At 44.7% G+C, this 18,698-nt stretch carries 12 protein-coding genes and 1 pseudogene; all 13 read left to right on the top strand.

From position 1 onward, the window contains the following. Positions 1-1,017, top strand: coding sequence for a response regulator (locus ASD40_RS23000; protein WP_057305488.1), 1,017 nt, complete (start codon positions 1-3; stop codon positions 1,015-1,017). Continuing rightward, positions 1,014-2,828, top strand: coding sequence for a sensor histidine kinase (locus ASD40_RS22995; RefSeq protein WP_057305487.1), 1,815 nt, complete (start codon positions 1,014-1,016; stop codon positions 2,826-2,828). Before ASD40_RS23000 ends, ASD40_RS22995 begins: the two co-directional genes overlap by 4 nt. 164 nt (positions 2,829-2,992) lie before the next feature. After that, entirely contained in the window at positions 2,993-3,949 is a 957-nt protein-coding gene (locus tag ASD40_RS22990) for an ABC transporter permease (protein WP_057305486.1), read from the top strand. Positions 3,950-4,015: 66 nt separating this feature from the next. Continuing rightward, positions 4,016-4,843: a carbohydrate ABC transporter permease gene (locus tag ASD40_RS22985; protein ID WP_057306270.1), complete on the top strand. Its 828-nt coding sequence runs from the start codon at positions 4,016-4,018 to the stop codon at positions 4,841-4,843. 164 nt (positions 4,844-5,007) lie between these two features. After that, on the top strand, positions 5,008-6,033 hold the full coding sequence (locus ASD40_RS22980; protein ID WP_057305485.1) for a response regulator transcription factor: 1,026 nt from the start codon (positions 5,008-5,010) through the stop codon (positions 6,031-6,033). Then, a complete protein-coding gene (locus ASD40_RS22975; RefSeq protein WP_057305484.1) occupies positions 6,033-7,841 on the top strand; it encodes a cache domain-containing sensor histidine kinase in 1,809 nt (602 codons plus the stop codon). The genes ASD40_RS22980 and ASD40_RS22975 overlap by 1 nt, the downstream gene beginning before the upstream one ends. Before the next feature lie 184 nt (positions 7,842-8,025). Then, positions 8,026-8,991, top strand: a complete 966-nt coding sequence (locus ASD40_RS22970; protein ID WP_082562389.1) for an ABC transporter permease — start codon at positions 8,026-8,028, stop codon at positions 8,989-8,991. An 18-nt stretch (positions 8,992-9,009) separates the two neighbouring features. Beyond that, positions 9,010-9,906 carry a carbohydrate ABC transporter permease gene (locus ASD40_RS22965; protein ID WP_057305483.1) on the top strand — a complete coding sequence of 299 codons (897 nt, stop codon included), beginning with the start codon at positions 9,010-9,012 and terminating at the stop codon, positions 9,904-9,906. A gap of 34 nt (positions 9,907-9,940) precedes the next feature. Then, a complete protein-coding gene (locus ASD40_RS22960; RefSeq protein WP_057305482.1) occupies positions 9,941-11,587 on the top strand; it encodes an ABC transporter substrate-binding protein in 1,647 nt (548 codons plus the stop codon). Positions 11,588-11,702: 115 nt separating this feature from the next. Beyond that, a complete protein-coding gene (locus ASD40_RS22955) occupies positions 11,703-12,560 on the top strand; it encodes an AraC family transcriptional regulator (RefSeq protein ID WP_057305481.1) in 858 nt (285 codons plus the stop codon). Positions 12,561-12,750: 190 nt separating this feature from the next. After that, positions 12,751-15,624 (top strand): discoidin domain-containing protein, encoded by a 2,874-nt coding sequence (locus tag ASD40_RS22950; RefSeq protein WP_200957456.1) that lies wholly within the window; start codon positions 12,751-12,753, stop codon positions 15,622-15,624. A gap of 329 nt (positions 15,625-15,953) precedes the next feature. Then, positions 15,954-17,195, top strand: a pseudogene (locus tag ASD40_RS38820) (glycosyl hydrolase family 8); the annotation flags it as partial. After that, positions 17,193-18,569, top strand: coding sequence for a discoidin domain-containing protein (locus tag ASD40_RS38815; RefSeq protein WP_327205305.1), 1,377 nt, complete (start codon positions 17,193-17,195; stop codon positions 18,567-18,569). The pseudogene ASD40_RS38820 and the gene ASD40_RS38815, both read left to right, overlap by 3 nt. Positions 18,570-18,698 lie beyond the last annotated feature (129 nt).

Raw genomic sequence — 18,698 nt, 5'->3', positions numbered from 1 at the left:
ATGAGATTATTGATTGTAGATGATGAACCGATCATTCGCAGCGGCCTGATGAAGATGGCACAACAATATACACAATCGTTTCAAACGATAGAAACGGCAATTAATGGAGTTGAGGCTATTGAGCGAATCGCACTTTTGGAGCCGGATCTACTCATTACGGATATACGTATGCCGAAAATGGACGGTTTAGAGCTTTGTCGAAAACTGCACGATAGTCATCCTCATCTACTTAAGGTCGTCATTTCCGGTTATAACGATTTTGAGTATGCGCAGAAGTGCCTGTCTTACGGGGTTAAGCACTATTTGTTGAAACCAGTCACACCGCCTGATTTACACGATGTGTTCGACCAGATTCTTAAGCTGCAATCGCAAGGTTTTATATCCGTTTCTGGGTATATAGAGTGGATTGAACGGATGAAAGGGAGTATCTGGTCACTTCAGACTGATGAAATAACCCGGCTCTTGGCGGAGTGGAGAAAGCATTGCTGCCACTTCACAGTCAATCAGCTGCAGCATCTACTGGATGAAGTGCTGCTTCTGCTGGACACCCATTTTCAAACGAAGAAGCAATTTGTCATGTCAGGTTTACAGGAGCCGCTGCTCGCATCTACGCAGGAGGAACTGTTCTTAGCATTTGAATGCCGCATGAGAACGTTAATGAAAGAACTTCTACATTCCCGGCAAGGAAATTACAAGGATCCTATGGAAGAAGCCAAGGTGTTCATCGATACTCGGTTGTCTGTAGAAGTTACTTTAACGGAGGTTGCGGACTTGGTCGGTATCACCCCGTCTTATTTCAGTACGCTGTTTAGAAAGATGACGGGCGAAACGTTCGTGAGCTACCGGATGCATAAAAGAATGGAGAAAGCGAGAGATTTGCTCTCCATTCCTCATAAGCGAACATTTGATATCGCATCGGAAGTAGGTTACGACGACTATCCTCATTTTACAAAAACGTTCAAAAAAATTTACGGGATGTCCCCGTCTGAATACCGCAGCTCCATGGGGATTAAATGAAAAATTTTAATTTATACCAAAAGCTGTATCTGTCTTATCTAGTTGTAATCATGATTTCCTTGACTAGTGTTGGTTACTTTTCGTACAGAGCCTCTTCGCGAGAGTTGGAACAGTTAGTTGAAAAGCAGTTGACACAGGTCGTAGGCAATGCCGTGTATCATACAGACCTGTATATTCGCGCATATGAGCGTTCGATGGTGTCTCTATTAAGTAATAATGATGTCAAAAGATTCATTGATCTGCCGGAAGGGGAGATCGGATATCCATATTACGAGCTTCGTAAACTTGTCAAAGAAGTAGGCATCGAGCCTATTTTTATAAGAAATCCAGAAATTGCCGACATTTTTTTGATCAGCTTCAACGGAAATGCCATGTATGTTTATAATGGGATTAATGCGGGATCGTTTGCGAAGGAACAAATACAGCAGCAGCTAGACTTTTTTAAAAATAATACGACGGCGAATGGAAGTTTAAGCGTTCTGAATCATAGTATTTTACCAGATCAAAAAAATCAGACACTGTCGCTCGTCCGTCGCATTCGAGGGCTTTCTTCAACGGAACTTAAGGGTATTCTCGCTATTGAGTTGAGAGCATCTGAGCTTTCGGAGCTTTGGAAGGGCATTGATTTGGAGAGCGATGGTTATTTCTTCATTACGGACGGGAATGGAAACTATGTGTATCATCCAGATCCAGAGCGGATCGGCGAACCTATGCCGGAAGCGATTGGGCAACAAGTGCTCGAGGCGGGTCCCCATGCATTTACGTCCAAGATGGATGAGAAGTCGCGGATGTTTATGAGCCGTCGTTCCAATTATGGCAATTGGCGGCTTGTCGTGTCCATGCCTGTAGATGAATTGCGCAAACCCACCGATACGATACGGACTACAACCATTATCGTTGGCAGCTTTACACTCATTCTCGCCTTGTGGTTAGCCATTCGGTTCGGGAAGTCAATAACAGGTCCGATTCGCAAATTGAAGAGTGCTATGCGTGAGACAGAGAAAGGAAACTGGGTCATCCTGCCGCTGCCTAGTCACCGGGACGAAATTGTAGAGCTGATCAGTCGGTATAATCTGATGGTCAGTCGACTTTCGGAGCTCGTCGATGAAGTGTATCAGGCCGAGTTGAGGGATAAGGAGAATCGGATCGAACGCCAGAAAGCTGAGTTTCAATCGCTGCAGCTTCAGATTAATCCTCACTTTTTATATAACACGCTAGAAACGATTGTTTGTTATGCTGTTATTAAGGACAGTAAGGAAATCTCCGAGATCGTGAAGGCACTGGCGTATATGCTTCGGTATTCTGTACAGACCCACTTGGAAGAAATTACAGTCGCAAATGAACTCAAGCATGTCATGCACTATCTAGTCGTGATGAAGCACCGGATCGGCCGAGAGTTCGATATCGAAGTGGCCATTGACCCCGCGTATTTGCTTCGCAATATGGTTCGTCTGACCCTTCAGCCTTTGGTGGAAAATACGTTACAGCATGCCTTCCCGGATGGTCTGGAGGACAGCCATTATATTCGTATTCAAGCGGGCGAAGACCATATGACGTTCTGGATCAGTGTAGAAGATAACGGAGCGGGGATCAGCGAATCAAGGCTGCGTGAGCTGCGTGAGAAGCTTAGCGAAAACCGGCTTGCGGATCATGAAAGCGGGGGGAGCGGCTCAACGAAAGGGATCGGCGGCATCGGTATCATTAACGTACACCGTCGGATTCAGATGGTGTTCGGCGAGCAGTACGGTTTACAGATTGATAGCGAGATCGGTCAGGGAACGAGGCTCATTATGTTGATGCCGAGAAATTGAATGGAGATTAGGGCAGCCAATAGGGCTGCTTTTTACGTTTAATGGAAGAAATTCATCCAAAGAAAACACAGGAAGCTTCAAAGTAATCACATGTTTACGTGCTGCGTCCCATAGTAAGATTGGACCATATCTTATCAATGCGATTAACGGAAAGGAGTAAAAACATGTCTTCGAAAACGGACATCTCTGGAGAAACACAGTATCAGTTTGCGAATGCGCGGTCTCAGCGGGCATTTATTCAAAAGTATTGGCCCTTGTATCTGATTTCAATTCCCGGGCTCTTGTATTTTGCAATTTTCAAGTATATCCCCTTGTTCGGTTCTTCGATTGCTTTTCAAAATTACAATATATTTAAGGGGATTTCAGGCAGTCCTTGGGTAGGTATGGTCCATTTCAAACGGTTATTTACGTATCCGGAGTTTATGATCATTTTGAAAAACACGCTGTATATCGGGATGTATGACCTTATCTTTGCATTCCCTGTACCTATCATTCTGGCATTATTACTGAACGAAATTCGATTCAACGGGTACAAGCGATTGTTGCAAACCGTCATTTACATGCCACATTTCTTGTCATGGGTCATTGTCGGAGGGATCGTGATTGGTTTGCTTTCCCCGACAACTGGGATCGTTAATCAAGTGCTGGGCTGGTTTCATATAGAGTCTATTTATTTTATGGGCGAGAACAGTTACATCCGCTCTATTCTGATTGGTTCTGGCATATGGAAAGACAGTGGTTGGGGAACGATTATTTATCTGGCTGCGATTGCAGGTATCCATCCAGATTTGTATGAAGCGGCTGAGATCGATGGAGCGGGGCGGTTCCGTCAGGTCATTTCGATTACCTTGCCATCGATTCTTCCGACAATCACCATTTTATTGCTGCTGCATATCGGACATTTTATGGATTTCGGCTTTGAACGCGTCTTCTTGTTCTTGAACCCTCTTAATAGCGAAAATGGAGAAATTCTGGATACCTATGTGTACAGAGCAGGCTTGGTCGATCGTCAATACAGCTTCACGACTGCTATTGGGCTTTTTAAATCTCTTGTTGGTTTGGTTTTAATTATTATCGGCAATACCGTGAGCAAGAAAGCGTCGGGAGAAAGTCTGTACTGACGAATATAAAAGGAGGTGAGATGTGTGATTACAACACCGAGTCAGCGGGCTTTTCAGATATTTAACATGATCTTGCTGTTATTGATTGGTCTTACCATGGTTCTTCCGCTTCTTAATGTTATCGCTCAATCCTTGAGTAACGCCGTGGCCATCAACAGTAGAACCGTCAGCCTTTGGCCAGTAGGATTCACCCTTGAGAATTACCATATGATCCTAAAGGATTCTACCATTTGGATAGCGCTGCGAAATAGTGTGACGATTACTGTACTCGGTACGTTGATCAACCTGGCCGCTACGGCAAGCTTAGCGTATCCGCTATCCCGTCCCGAATATTTGTATCGGAAACCAGCGTTGTTTTTTGTTCTGATTACGATGATTTTTCATGCACCGCTGATTCCGAACTATCTGCTTTTGAAAAATCTGCATATGCTTAATACACTTTGGGTGTTGATGATTCCGTCAGCGATTAGCGCCTTTAATCTGTTCGTCATGCGTTCTTTTTTTATTCATCTTCCCAGTGAATTGCTGGATTCTGCCCGTATCGACGGATGTGGCGAGTTTCGTATGATTTGGAATGTTGTACTACCATTATCCAAGCCGGTCATGGCAACCATGGGGATTATGTATGCCGTTGCGAACTGGAATATGTATTCACAAGCCCTTTATTACATTGACAAACGTTCGCTAATTACTCTCCAGGTACGGTTGCGCGAAATTGTCATTACAGATAATTTGGGATCAGCCGATGTAACTTCGGAGCTGCAGTTAATGGTCTCTCCCGAGGGGCTGAAAATGGCTGTCATCGTCGTTGCTACGTTACCCATCTTGCTGGTATACCCGTTCCTGCAAAAGCATTTTATCAAAGGAATGATGGTTGGATCTATTAAATCGTAGGAGGAACTGGATGAAGGGTAAAATAAGAAATAGGATCGTAAATAAACATAATGACAGTCTATCGATTAGGCGTATACTCTAAAATTAGATTACCTATGAATTAGGTCTGTGGTAAAATGTTTTCAAAGATTCTTATAAACCCAGCTTAAGGGAGTGCACTCGGAATGAAACAAATCCTCATTGTAGATGACGAACCGATGGTTCGGATGGGTCTGGCCCAGTTAGTCAGGCAGTGTAACCCATTATTTCGCACGGTCGTCGTGGCGAATGGGGCGGAGGCTCTCGAGCAAATCAATAAGCAGCGTCCAGATATGCTTTTGACCGATATACAGATGCCGAAGATGGATGGACTTGAATTGTGCAAACAGGTTCAGGACATGAATGTGAATGTTCCTATCGTGGTCATATCAGGTTACGACGATTTTGCCTACGCACAGAAGTGTCTCACTTATGGGGTCAAAGAGTACTTGTTGAAACCGCTTACGGAACATGAGCTATACCCTGTCCTAAATAAACTTTTGCTGCAGCAGGATCTTTCTGTCCCCATCTCCTTTTTCAAGGTGGAGGAGTGGCTGGAGCGCGTCGAAGCGACGATCTGGTCTGCGGATTTGGATGCGCTTAACAGTCTCATAGAGGAATGGAAGCTTGGGGATATGACCAAAGGCATCCAAGCCCAGCAGTTAGAGCAGATTATTGCGGACGGGCTGAAAATTTTAGTTAAAAAACTGAACGCTCATAATATGGTTACGTTTACGACCAATGCTTCGCCCCCACAGCTGAATACGGTATCAGGTGCGATTGCTTATCTGCAAACGGAATTAGTCGGATTATATAATCAACTATTTCATTGGCGAGGCGGCAATCAGAAAAGTTTGTTCGAGGAAGCGAAAGCTTACATTGACACTCACATTTCGGAAGAGCTCAGTCTGGAGGAAGTGGCTGAGAAGATGGGGCTTGCACCGACTTATTTCAGCTATATTTTCAAAAAAATGACGAATGAAACGTTCGTTCAATATCGCATGAAAAAACGGATTGAGATGGCCAAAAGGCTCCTCGAAATCCCTCACTATAAGGTTGTTGACGTTGGTGTGACCATTGGCTATCAAAACTATCCGTATTTCACGAAAATTTTCAAGAAGATGACGGGCTGCTCGCCGACCGAATACCGCAGTATGCTGGGGATCAAATAATGAGATCCAGCATGGCGGCTAGAATGTTCGCACATTTCGTTATTGTCATCGTCATTTCTTCATCCATTGTCGGCTTCGTACTCTACGTGCAGTCTTCGAAAGAAGTGGATAAGCAAACAAACGAGCTATTGACGCAAATCGTCGATAACGCGATGAATCATACCGATATGTATTTGAAGAAGTACGATCGAGCCACGTTGTCCATGTTGACTTCTACGAATGTGAAGGAGTTTTTGAACCTGGACAAAAATAACTTCGTCTCGTATTTTTTGTCGATCAGACCGATTAAAGAAAAGGTAATACAACCCCTTTTCATCAATAATCCCGAAATCAGCATGGTTTATTTGCTTGGATATAATGGTCTGAGCATCTATGACCATAACGCAGAAACTGATTTCAGTCATTCCGTGTTGCTGGATAAACTCGAATCATTAAAGGAGATTACGAATAACGACGGAAAATTGACGATTATGGACTGGAGTTTCTTGGATGGAAGACTCGCCTTAACCCGCAAAATATCCGATCGCCAGACATCGAAGGTATTCAAGGGGATCCTGGGCATTGAGTTAAACATCGAAGAGCTTACATCGTTATGGAAGGGTATCCGCCTAGGGGAGACCGGCTATTTCTACATTGTTAACGACAACGGCAAAATTGTGTACCACCCTAAGACCGAGATGATCGGTAAGCAGCTGAATGAGAAACTGTTGACGAAGTTAAAGGAAAATCAAAATCGCATTTTTAATTATAAGGACGGGATAGAACGGGTTCATTTTAACCGGAGATCTGATTATTCGGGCTGGACATTGGTTGCTTCTCTGCCGCTGGACGAGCTTAGAGCGCCGGTCACGAATATTAGAAAAACCACCCTAATCACCTGTGCCATTGCCTTAATCATTGCTTTGATTCTTGCCTACCGTTTCGGGCAGTCTATTATAAGGCCAATCAAAATACTGGAAAACGGGATGCGCCGAACGGAAAAGGGCGATTGGACGCGTGTAGCGATCATCGGAAGGACCGACGAGATGGACCGCCTGTTTGTGAGCTACAATATGATGGTAACCAGATTGCAGGAGCTGATGGAGCAAGTCTATGCCGAGGAGCTGAAAAATAAGGAATACCTCCTCAGAAGGCAAGCAGCCGAATTCCAAGCCTTGCAGCTGCAAATCAATCCCCACTTTCTGTACAATACGTTGGAAACGATTGTTTGTTATGCCGTCGTCCAGGATTCTCAGGAGATCAAGGAGATTGTGCGATCCCTTTCTTACATGCTTCGTTATTCGGTGAGAGCCGACTTGGAGGAAATTACAGTAGCCAATGAATTGAAGCATGTGCTGCACTTTATGAACATTATGAATTATCGTTTAGGGTACACTTTCGAAGTTGAGGTGCTGATCCCTCCCGACCTATTATTGAAAAAAATGGTGCGGCTTACTTTGCAGCCGTTGGTCGAGAATGTGTTTAAGCATGCTTTTCCCGATGGGATCGAGAGTCACCATCAGATTAGCATCGATGCGTTCATCGATAACGATGATTTCGTCGTGACAGTAACCGACAACGGTACCGGCATTGCGCCTGAGAGGCTTATGGATCTCCAGTCAAAGCTAAGTATGCAGCAGACGCATACCCACTTGCCAGAACGCGAAGCACGGGAGGGAGGTATCGGTCTGTTGAACGTACACAGCCGCATTCAAATCGTATTTGGCGATAAATACGGGCTCTCCATCTCAGACAATGAGTCGATGACGGGGGCGAAGGTCACACTGCGAATGCCTAGCAAGAATGGCGAAGTGGATTTGTTATCCTAATTTCGCTGCACTTTAGAGAAATAATGGTATGGCTGCACGGCTGCAGCGTTATCATTATTTCTTTTTTTTGTGAAAATGAAGGCGGGTACCATAATTTAGTTGAATAGGTGCTTAAAAAACTAGTATGCTCGCTCTTCCTCAAGAAACTATCATAAAGATAGCAAAAGAGAGGAGGAGGTTTGGATTGGAAATCGTCAAGGAAATTCGAAGCGTACGCAGTAAGCAACGAACCAATATCGTGATTAAGCTTTTCCGCAATATGAAAAAAGTACCTCAGTTGTACTTGTTGTCTTTATTGCCAATTCTGTACATTCTAATATTTAAATATATACCGATGTACGGTGCAGTGATTGCCTTTCAGGATTATGTGCCTCATAAAGGATTTTTCGGGAGCGATTGGGTAGGGCTGAAGCATTTTAAGACCTTTTTTAACTCCTATGAATTTTGGAAGGTTATCAAGAACACACTTGGCATTAGTTTTTACGGACTTCTGGCCGGGTTTCCGTTTCCTATTTTTCTAGCGCTTTGTTTAAACTATGTAGGTCGTTCTTCCGTTAAAAAGTCTGTACAGATGATCACCTACGCGCCACACTTTATTTCCATGGTCGTGATGATCGGTATTATTATGCAACTTCTAGATCCGAAAACAGGCATTGTTAATATGATTCTTGCGCACCTCGGGTTCGAAAAGGTGGACTTTTTTGGGAATCCAGATAACTTTAAGTCCCTTTATGTATGGTCGGGTATTTGGCAAAATGTAGGCTACGGATGTATCATCTATTTAGCCGCCTTGGCTGCGATTGATCCTTCGCTGCATGAGGCAGCTGTGATGGATGGGGCGAGCAAACTCCAGAGAATGTGGCATGTAGATATTCCCGGAATTTTACCGGTTGCTACTATATTATTGATCATGAGTGTAGGACATATGATGGATGCTGGGTTTGAAAAGGTACTATTAATGCAAAACCCGCTCAATTTAAGCACTTCCGAAGTTATCGATACTTATGTGTATAAGGTGGGACTTCTCTCGACGGGGATTAAGTATTCTTATGCTTCAGCGATTGGATTGTTCACATCTGTCGTCAATTTGATTCTATTGTTCACGGTGAACAAGGCCGCCAAAAAATTAGGGCAAACGAGCCTGTGGTAGAGAGGTGCAAAGAGAGAGATGAAGTCGACCCGAATTCAAGAATCAAGAGGCGATCAAGTATTTAATATCGTGAATTATACGATGCTTTGCCTCTTTACACTTTCAGTCTTATACCCGCTTATCTATGTGGTCAGTGCTTCCTTCAGTTCATCATCAGCTGTCATTTCTGGGAAAGTATGGTTATGGCCTGTGGATATCTCATTTCAAGGTTACGAAGCGGTTTTCAAAGACAAACGGATCTGGGTAGGGTTTGCCAACTCGTTGTACTATGCAGTAGTTGGTACGGTTATCAATGTGATCATGACGCTTATTGCGGCGTACCCATTGTCACGTAAAGACTTTTATATCCGAAATACGGTGATGGCACTATTCGTATTCACCATGATGTTTGGCGGGGGATTAATTCCTAACTACCTCCTGATTAAGGAGTTAGGTATGATCGATACCCGTTGGGCGTTGATTATCCCAGGTGTCATGAGCGTCATGAGCGTCATTATCGCAAGGACGTATTTTCAAACGACGATTCCTGAAGAACTGTTAGAAGCAGCGCATCTGGACGGGTGCAGCGATTATAAATTTTTGGTGAAAATCGTTGCTCCGTTATCAGGACCCATCATTGCTGTGCTTTCACTATTCTACGCGGTAGGGCATTGGAATACGTATTTTGCCGCTCTTCTCTATTTGAAATCACCGGATTTGTTTCCGCTTCAAATCATCTTGCGTGATGTGTTAGTCAAGAACTCGTTCGATGAGGAAATCATAACGGATGTTGTCGGTGCGGCGCAGCGAGAAGGAATGAGAGAACTTCTGAAATACTCATTGATTGTCATTTCTACGATTCCGGTTTTAGTTGTTTACCCCTTTATCCAGCGACATTTTGTAAAAGGCATGATGATCGGTTCTTTAAAGGGGTAATCATTTATTCATATTAAAAAGGGAGGAATTACCAATGCAAGGAAAGAAATTGTGGGGCTCGGCAATCTGCTTATTCTTAAGTGCAACCGTTCTCTTAAGCGGTTGCAGCACGACAGATAAAGTCTCTGAGGCTACCAAGCAACCGGAAGCGACAAAGAATGAAGTGGTAAACCCGCCGGGCGTGCTTCCAATCACCAAAGAAAAAACAACGCTCAAAGTGTTGTCGCGAACGAATCCGAGCGTGGAGAACTTTGCAACGAACGAGTTTACCAAATGGCTGGAAGAAAAAACGAACATTCACATCGAGTGGGAAGTCGCTAGCGATCCGAAGCAGAAGCTAAATATCTCTCTGGCTAGCGGAGACTACCCGGATGTTTATCTAGGATTTAATATCGATCAAATTCAGCTGACGCTTTATGGCAAAGACGGCGTGTTTATTCCGCTAAACAAGCTAATCGACAAATATGGCGTTGAATCCAAAAAAATGTTTACTTCACTCCCGTATACGAAAGAACTTTCTACATCACCTGATGGCAACATTTACGGTCTGCCGTCTGTAAATGAGTGTTTCCACTGTACGCACAGTACCAAATTGTGGATTAATCAGAAGTGGCTTGATGCTGTTGGTATGAAAATGCCAACAACGACAGATGAGTTTTATCAAGTACTGAAAGCGTTTAAGGAAAAAGACCCGAACGGTAATAAAAAAGCGGATGAGATCCCGTTTATAGGTGCCAACATTGCCAACTCATACATTGATACTTTCCTTTTACAATCGTTTATTGACAGCGACCGCAATTTGCAGTTCCTAAAAGACGGCAAAATTAACGCAGCCTTTACCCAGCCGGAATATAAGGAAGGGCTTAAGTATATCAACAAGCTGTTTAAAGAGGGTTTGGTTGATCCGCAATCCATAACTCAAGATCGGAATCAATTAAGGAAATTGGGTGAAAATCCGGATGGTGTTATCTTGGGGGTAGTGGCGGCGCAAAATCCGACAGTCTTCAACGCATTGGAAGGATCGCGTTGGAAGGATTACGTTGCTGTTCCGCCGTTAAAAGGTCCTAAAGGAGTCCAAGCATCCAAATACATACCACAAGGTATTACATCTGGATCGTTTGTCATAACAAACAAAGCCAAAAACCCGGAAATTGCGATGCGTTTAGCTGATTTCCTCTACTCGGAGGAAGCCACCAATCGTGCCATTCTAGGCAGACCGGATATGGAATGGAAAACAGCTGGCCCTTCCGATATTGGCATCAATGGCAAGCCTGCCAAATATACAGTGCTTGGCAATAACTCACCTGGTGCGAAGAATGCAACTTGGGGACAAGTGGGTCCTTCCCTGCGTACGAACGAATGGCGTTTGGGTCAGACAGCCGATCCGAAAAATCCGCTGGAGGACATCCTGTATAAAGAAACGCTGACGAAATACGAGCCCTATAAACCGGACCCTAAAAAAATGATTCCGAGCTTAACCTTCACAAACGAGCAAACGGATGAAATCGCGAATATCAGCAAAACAATTGATGACTACCGAAAAGAGTCAACGGCGAGAATGATTATCGGGGATTTGGATATCGATAAAAAATGGGATGAATATTTGAAAAATATGGATAATATGAAGCTGCCGAGATACTTACAAATTTATCAACAAGCATACGATGCCTTGAAGAAATAAGTGAAACCTTTGGAAATTGAAGGGAAATACGCTCCGCCTGCCATGTGGCAGGTGGGGCTTTTCCCAATTACAGTAATAAGGGAGTGTATTTTATTCGGTAAAGGAAGTGAAGGCCATGCTAATAAACAATCATTTGTTGTATCATAAGCTTTCTGATTTAAGGGTGAAATTGATATACGCGAAGCTTTCCGTTTGTTCTCATGACTGGAAACAGTTCAATTTTATTCCTGAATACAATAAATTTTATTATATTTGCGAAGGTGACGGATGGATCAAACTAGATGGTAAGCTGTATCAACCGCAATCCGGGCAATTGTTCTTCGCTCCGGCAACTGTTTTACAGTCCTTCTCTGTAACAAACGGCCCGCCGTTTACGATGTACTGGTGCCATTTCACTTCTAATATCGGGCTTAATCAACTTTTCAGATCAATTGGGCTTCCGAATATCATTACAGTTGAAGATAACACTCGGCTGCTGAATTGCTTTCGGCAGCTGATCGACAATCGCAGTCCTCATGGACTGACGTCAATACTTAAGGTCCAGTCAGCCTTGCTTGATATCATTGCCTTTTATATCGACAATACCATGATTGAGACGAGTGACGATGTCAGGTTCTCGTCCATGAACAGATTGGTTGACACGATCAAATACATTGATGCGAACTTGGACAAAGAGATGACGATTCATGAGCTGTCGCAAACCGCTCATTTTCATCCGAACTATTTTATTCGCTTTTTTAAAACACATCTCGGCGTGCCGCCAATGCGGTACATCTACGACCGAAGACTGGAGAAGGCCAAAGAATTGCTTCTATGCTTTTCTCTGTCTATTAACGAAGTAGCTGAAATGACCGGCTTTAATGATGCCTCCCATTTCTCGACATCCTTTAAAAAGCATGCTGGCGTGTCACCCTCAGAGTTTCGTCACCTATATGTAGGAAACGATCATTTAAGCTCAAATATGCAATCGTGAAGTTAGTTTAACAAAAAAAGTAGTTAGCAGCGTGAATTCCCAATGAAATGAAAACGCTTTAAAATAAAGAGGAGTTGAATTTATAAGGAGGTGGGATATCTCCGAAATAACGAGTGCGATGACTTCTGAGAAGGTATGGGAGCAAATACTCCAGCCGATGGGGATGTGCAAAGAGGGTAATATAGTGCCAATGTTAAAAAAACAACTCCTTTTATTTGGACTTATTTTCGCTTTCGTCATTGGATTGATCCCGGGAACGCGAGCCTTGGCCGCTGGGCCAATGGTAGTCGACAGCTTCGATGGACCAATCACTCAGAACGAAATTAATTCCTTCAAAGCCTATATTCAGACCGTGGAACCTGTCGTTTGGCCTAATACCGGTTCCATGCAGGGTGAGTATGCTCAAGGAAAAAGCGGAGAGAACATCAAAGCGATGGGGCTCATGTATGAGCTGACGAATGACACGGCGATCCTCGACCGAATGATCTATTTCTGCGACGTACTTCTTTCCCAGCGTAACGACATTCTTCCTGCTCCTTATGGTCAACGCACAGCATGGACCAACACGATTGCCCCCATATGGCCGGGCAATAACACCGGTACCGCGTCTGCTGACTCAGCGAACGGCGACCCTATCGGCCATCTTGCTTACTGTGGCAAGCTTATCCTTCAGACCCCGGCGATTTGGAATACGGCTGTTCCCATCGGTGATGCGTATGGACACGGAGGTACCTATTTACAACGGGCAAATACTTTCGTAACAGAGGCCGATTATGTGGTCAACCAATTCCTTTTTCCGAAGCTGCTAGATCTTTCGAATGGGAACAAACTCTACTTCTCAACGCAATCGCCTTACATGCCAGGAGGCGTTTTCCCATGGAATCAGCAGATGATGATCACCTACGGCCTGCAAAATCTGGCTGCAGCCCATGCGATCAAAGGAGATAATCCTTCTCTCGTTTCACAATACGATGGGATTGTTCAGACAAATCTCAATTGGTTTTTCAGCGATAATTCAGCCAAACAAACCTATACGGACAGCAAAGGCAACACAGCTTACAACTGGGGTTATAATCCGACATTACTGGGAGGCGAAGATTCCAATCACGGCAGTCTGGATGTAGCAGGCTTTTATCGAGCGTTTCTAAGCGGCCGTTATAGCATCACAGCGTCGATGATGACACCTATTGCCAACATGTATGCCGATGTGATGATGAGAGGGCCGAGTGATTACGCGGGGCGAGTCGATGGAACGGATGGAACGGGGCATGGAGCGCCGACAACGTATCCACGAAATGGCAATCTCCAATTAGCTGCTCTCCGCCCGGATATATACTACACATTGGCCAATGCGACGATGCCAAATATGACGAGCACAACGATGGCTTCATTCGCCCGTCTTATGTATGTAAAAAACCAAAGGTATACGGGCAGTGATACCCAAGCGCCGACGACACCAACGAATTTGACGGCAATAGCTGCCTCAAGCAGTCAAATTAATTTAAGCTGGTCGGCTTCTACGGACAATGTGGGCGTAACTGGTTATAATGTCTATCGTGGAGCCACATTAGTCGGGTCTTCGACGACTACATCGTACATGGATACAGGACTCAGCGCTTCGACTGCATACAGCTATACGGTAAAGACGAAGGATGCAGCAGCAAATTTATCTGCAGCTAGCAACACTGCTAGTGCTACAACTTTGGCTTCATCAGGCAATCTTGCTTTAGGTAAAACGTACAATGCTTCAACGACATGGAGTACAACATACTTAGCTAATAAAGCGTTCGATGGAGATGTTGCGACCCGCTGGTCGGCATCGAGCGGTTCTTTTAACGATCAATGGATTAGTGTCGATTTCGGTACTGCCACCACGTACAATCAGGTAGTGATCAAAGAAATTTCGTTCCCAAGGGTGACGTCTTACAAGCTCCAGTCCTCGACCAACGGAACTACTTATACGGATATAGCCAGCACGACAGGAACAACGATCGGTACTAATAAAACGATCAACTTTTCTAATATAAGCTCCAGATATTTACGGCTTTATATAACTACAGCTAGCAACATACCGAACATCGACGAGATGGAAGTATACGGCACTAGCGCAGCAGATACAACAGCGCCGACAGTACCAACGAATTTAACCGCAACTGCGGCATCCAGCAGTCAAATTAATTTGAACTGGACGGCTTCGACAGACAATGTGGGCGTAACGGGCTATGATATCTTTCGTGGAGCCGTGCTGGTCGGATCTTCGACGACGACATCTTACAGTGATACAGGACTCACAGCTTCGACCGCATACAGCTATACGGTAAAAGCGAAGGATGCCGCAGCTAACGTATCAACAGCCAGCAACACAGCTAGCGCAACGACCCAGGCGCCTGCAGATACCCAAGCGCCGACAGCGCCGACGAGCTTGACCGCAACGGCAGCATCCAACAGTCAAATTGATTTAAGTTGGACCGCTTCAACAGATAATGTGGCTGTAACAGAATATAATGTATACCGTGACGGCACATTGGTTGGATCTTCGACGACGACTTCCTACAGCGATACGGGACTCAATGTTTCGACCGTTTACAGCTATACGGTAAAAGCTGTGGATGCTGCAGCAAACTTGTCAGCAGCAAGCAATACAGCCAGCGCAACGACTCTAGCGGGCGGGGGTAATCTCGCTTTGAACAAAACGTACAATGCATCTACAACTTGGAGTGCATCTTATCCTGCCGCGTACGCATTTGATGGCAGCTCAGCTACCCGCTGGTCGGCATCGAGCGGTTCCCTGAGTAACCAATGGGTATGCATCGATTTTGGTGCGGCTACCTCGTTCAATCAAGTAGTTATCAAAGAAATTACGTACCAGAGAGTGACGTCTTACAAGCTCCAGTCCTCGAGCGACGGCACAACCTATACGGATATTGCCGGTACGTCTGGAACCACAATCGGTGCAAGTAAAACAATTAGCTTTAGCGGTGTGAACGCCAGATATTTGAGGCTGTTTATCAGCACGGCCAGTGCAGTTCCCACGATCAACGAGATGGAAGTGTATAATCAGTAATCAGTTTTCAAGTGACCGCGCGGCCCTTATAGGCTATGCGGTCTTTTTTAAGTTAATTTCATGCAAATAATTGTTATTTACAGCTATTTTGATCATGCTCTGGCAAGTGTACAATGGGTATGAAAGGAGGATGCTTTTATCCTTAAAGTTAAAACGTTTATATTTATGAGTGTGAAGTAAAGGAGGGGATAGTGATTTAAAGCTTAAGTAAGCCTTAGTAAGCTTCAATACGAGGACTCGGTTCCAGATTGATGAAGACGGATAACAATCATTTAGGAGGTAAATGAATGGATGCGATCAACGTAAGACCCGTCAAAAATAAGTTGAAAATGTGGTCAATTGCTGTGCTTTGCGTTGCCCTTTTTACGGCTTCTTTACTTTCGCCGGCTGTAGGGCAGATTGCCCACGCAACAGGTGAGCAAAAGCCTTTTCCACAGCAAGTCAACTATCCTGGGATTACAAAACCTGATCATATCACGCAGACCCAAATGAATGCAGATGTCGCAGCTTACTATAACTCTTGGAAAACAAGCTATCTCAAAAACAACTTGTCCTCCTTGCCTGGCGGATACTATGTGAAAGGGGAAATAACTGGAAGCGCTGACGGGTATGTTCCCTTAGGCTCCTCCGAAGGTCAAGGCTACGGAATGGTGATAACGGCATTAATGGCAGGCTATGATACGAATGCAAAAACCATTTACGATGGTCTTTTTAAGACAGCTAGAGCGTATAAAAGTGTACAAAATGCTAACCTGATGGGTTGGGTGGTAGCGGACGCTGCTGGAGCGCAAGGACATTTTGATTCGGCGACCGATGGGGATATAGATATTGCGTACTCCCTGATTCTTGCCCATTATCAATGGGGGTCTGCGGGTACGATCAATTATTTGGCAGAAGCTCAAAATATGATTACGAATGGACTTAAAGTCAGTAATGTGACGACTAATAACCGACTGAATCTTGGTGATTGGGATGGTAAAAGCGTTTTGAATACGAGACCATCGGATTGGATGCTTTCGCATTTAAGAGCCTTTTATGACGTTACGGGTGATCAAACTTGGCTGAATGTCATTAATAATCTGTATAGTGTTTATAGTAGTTTTAGTGCTTCCTATTCGCCAAACACAGGGCTAATTTCAGACTTTGTCGTAAGCAACCCGCCCCAACCAGCTCCGCAAAATTATTTGGATGAGTTTCCGGAAACGAACGAATATAACTACAATGCGGCTCGCGTGCCTCTCCGAATTGTCATGGATTATGCGTTATATGGAGACACGAGAGGTAAAACAATTGCGGACAAAATCGCTACCTGGATTAAAGGTAAAACAGGCGGCAATCCTAACAATGTGAAAGATGGCTACAAATTGGATGGAACCGTGACAGGTTCAGCAACAGGACCTGCGGGTGTTTTCGTCTCCCCATTCATTTCAGCAGGTGTAGCGAGCAGCAGCAATCAAACGTGGATCAATAGCGGCTGGGACTTTATGAAAAGCCATAAAACAGGCTATTACGACGACAGCTTTACGTTGTTAAACATGCTATTCATTTCGGGCAACTGGTGGAAGCCAGTGGCCGGAGGAACTCCGGATGCACAAGCGCCAACGGCACCAACGAATTTGACGGCAGCGGCAGTATCCAGCAGCCAAATCAATTTGAACTGGACGGCGTCCACTGACAATGTAGGCGTAACGGGCTATGATGTTTATCGTGGCGCAGCGTTGGTTGGATCTTCGACAACAACTTCCTACAGCGATATGGGACTCAGTACATCAACGGCTTATAGCTACACTGTCAAAGCAAAAGATGCGGCAGGCAACGCATCTGCTGCAAGCAACGCAGTGAGCGCGACAACGCTCGCTTCGTCTGGGAATCTCGCATTGGGCAAAACCTACAATGCTTCTACGACATGGAGTACAGCTTATACAGCCGATAAAGCATTTGATGGAAGCACAACTACTCGTTGGTCCGCTTCGAGCGGTTCTCTGAACAATCAATGGATTAGTGTTGATTTTGGTGCTAATACCGCTTTCAATCAAGTGGTGCTTAAAGAAATTTCCTTCCCAAGAGTGACTTCCTATAAGCTGCAATCTTCAAATGACGGCACAACCTATACGGATATTGCCGGAACATCGGGAACGACAATTGGCGCCAATAAAACGATTAACTTTACAAGTGTGAATGCGAGATATTTACGGTTGTATATGAACACAGCTAGCAACGTACCGAACATCGACGAGATGGAAGTATACGGCACTAGCGCAGCAGCAGATACAACAGCGCCGACAGCGCCAACGAGTTTAACGGCAACGGCAGCATCCAGCAGTCAAATCAATTTGAGCTGGACGGCGTCCACAGACAATGTAGGCGTAACGGGCTATGATGTTTATCGTGGAGCAACGTTGGCTGGCTCATCAACGACGACATCATATAGCGACACGGGACTTACGGCTTCGACCGCTTACAGCTATTCTATCAAAGCGAAGGATGCCGCAGCTAACGTCTCCGGAGCGAGTAACACAGCCAGTGCAACGACTCTGGCGGCAGGTGGCAATCTCGCATTGGGCAAAACGTACAATGCGTCAACGACATGGAGTGCATCTTATCCTGCAGCAAATGCATTTGATGGAGACACTTCCAATACCTCCCGCTGGTCTGCATCAAGCGGTTCCCTGAATAATCAATGGATCAGCGTAGATTTTGGCTCTGCCATCACTTACAATCAAGTCGTGATCAAAGAAATCACATTCCAGAGAGTAACATCGTATAAGCTTCAGTCCTCAAGTGACGGCACAACCTATACGGATATTGCAGGCACCTCAGGAACGTCGATTGGCGCGAGCAAAACGATAAGCTTTTCACCGGTTACCTCCAGATACTTGAGACTGTACATCAACACGGCAAGCGCCGTACCGACGATCAGCGAGATCGAAGTGTATAACCAATAAAATGATGATCGACCACATAGCCGCAATTGGTTATGTGGTCGTTTTTTAGTGAAACAAGGCAAGTATCATAAATTTGTTGAATAGGTGCTTAAAAAACTAGCATGCTTACCGGACCGATAATCATTATGA

Source organism: Paenibacillus sp. Root444D2 (genome assembly GCF_001426375.1).
Taxonomy (GTDB): domain Bacteria; phylum Bacillota; class Bacilli; order Paenibacillales; family NBRC-103111; genus Paenibacillus_E.
Note: the sequence above shows the minus strand (reverse complement) of the source record. Positions and strands in the feature narration are given on the sequence as shown.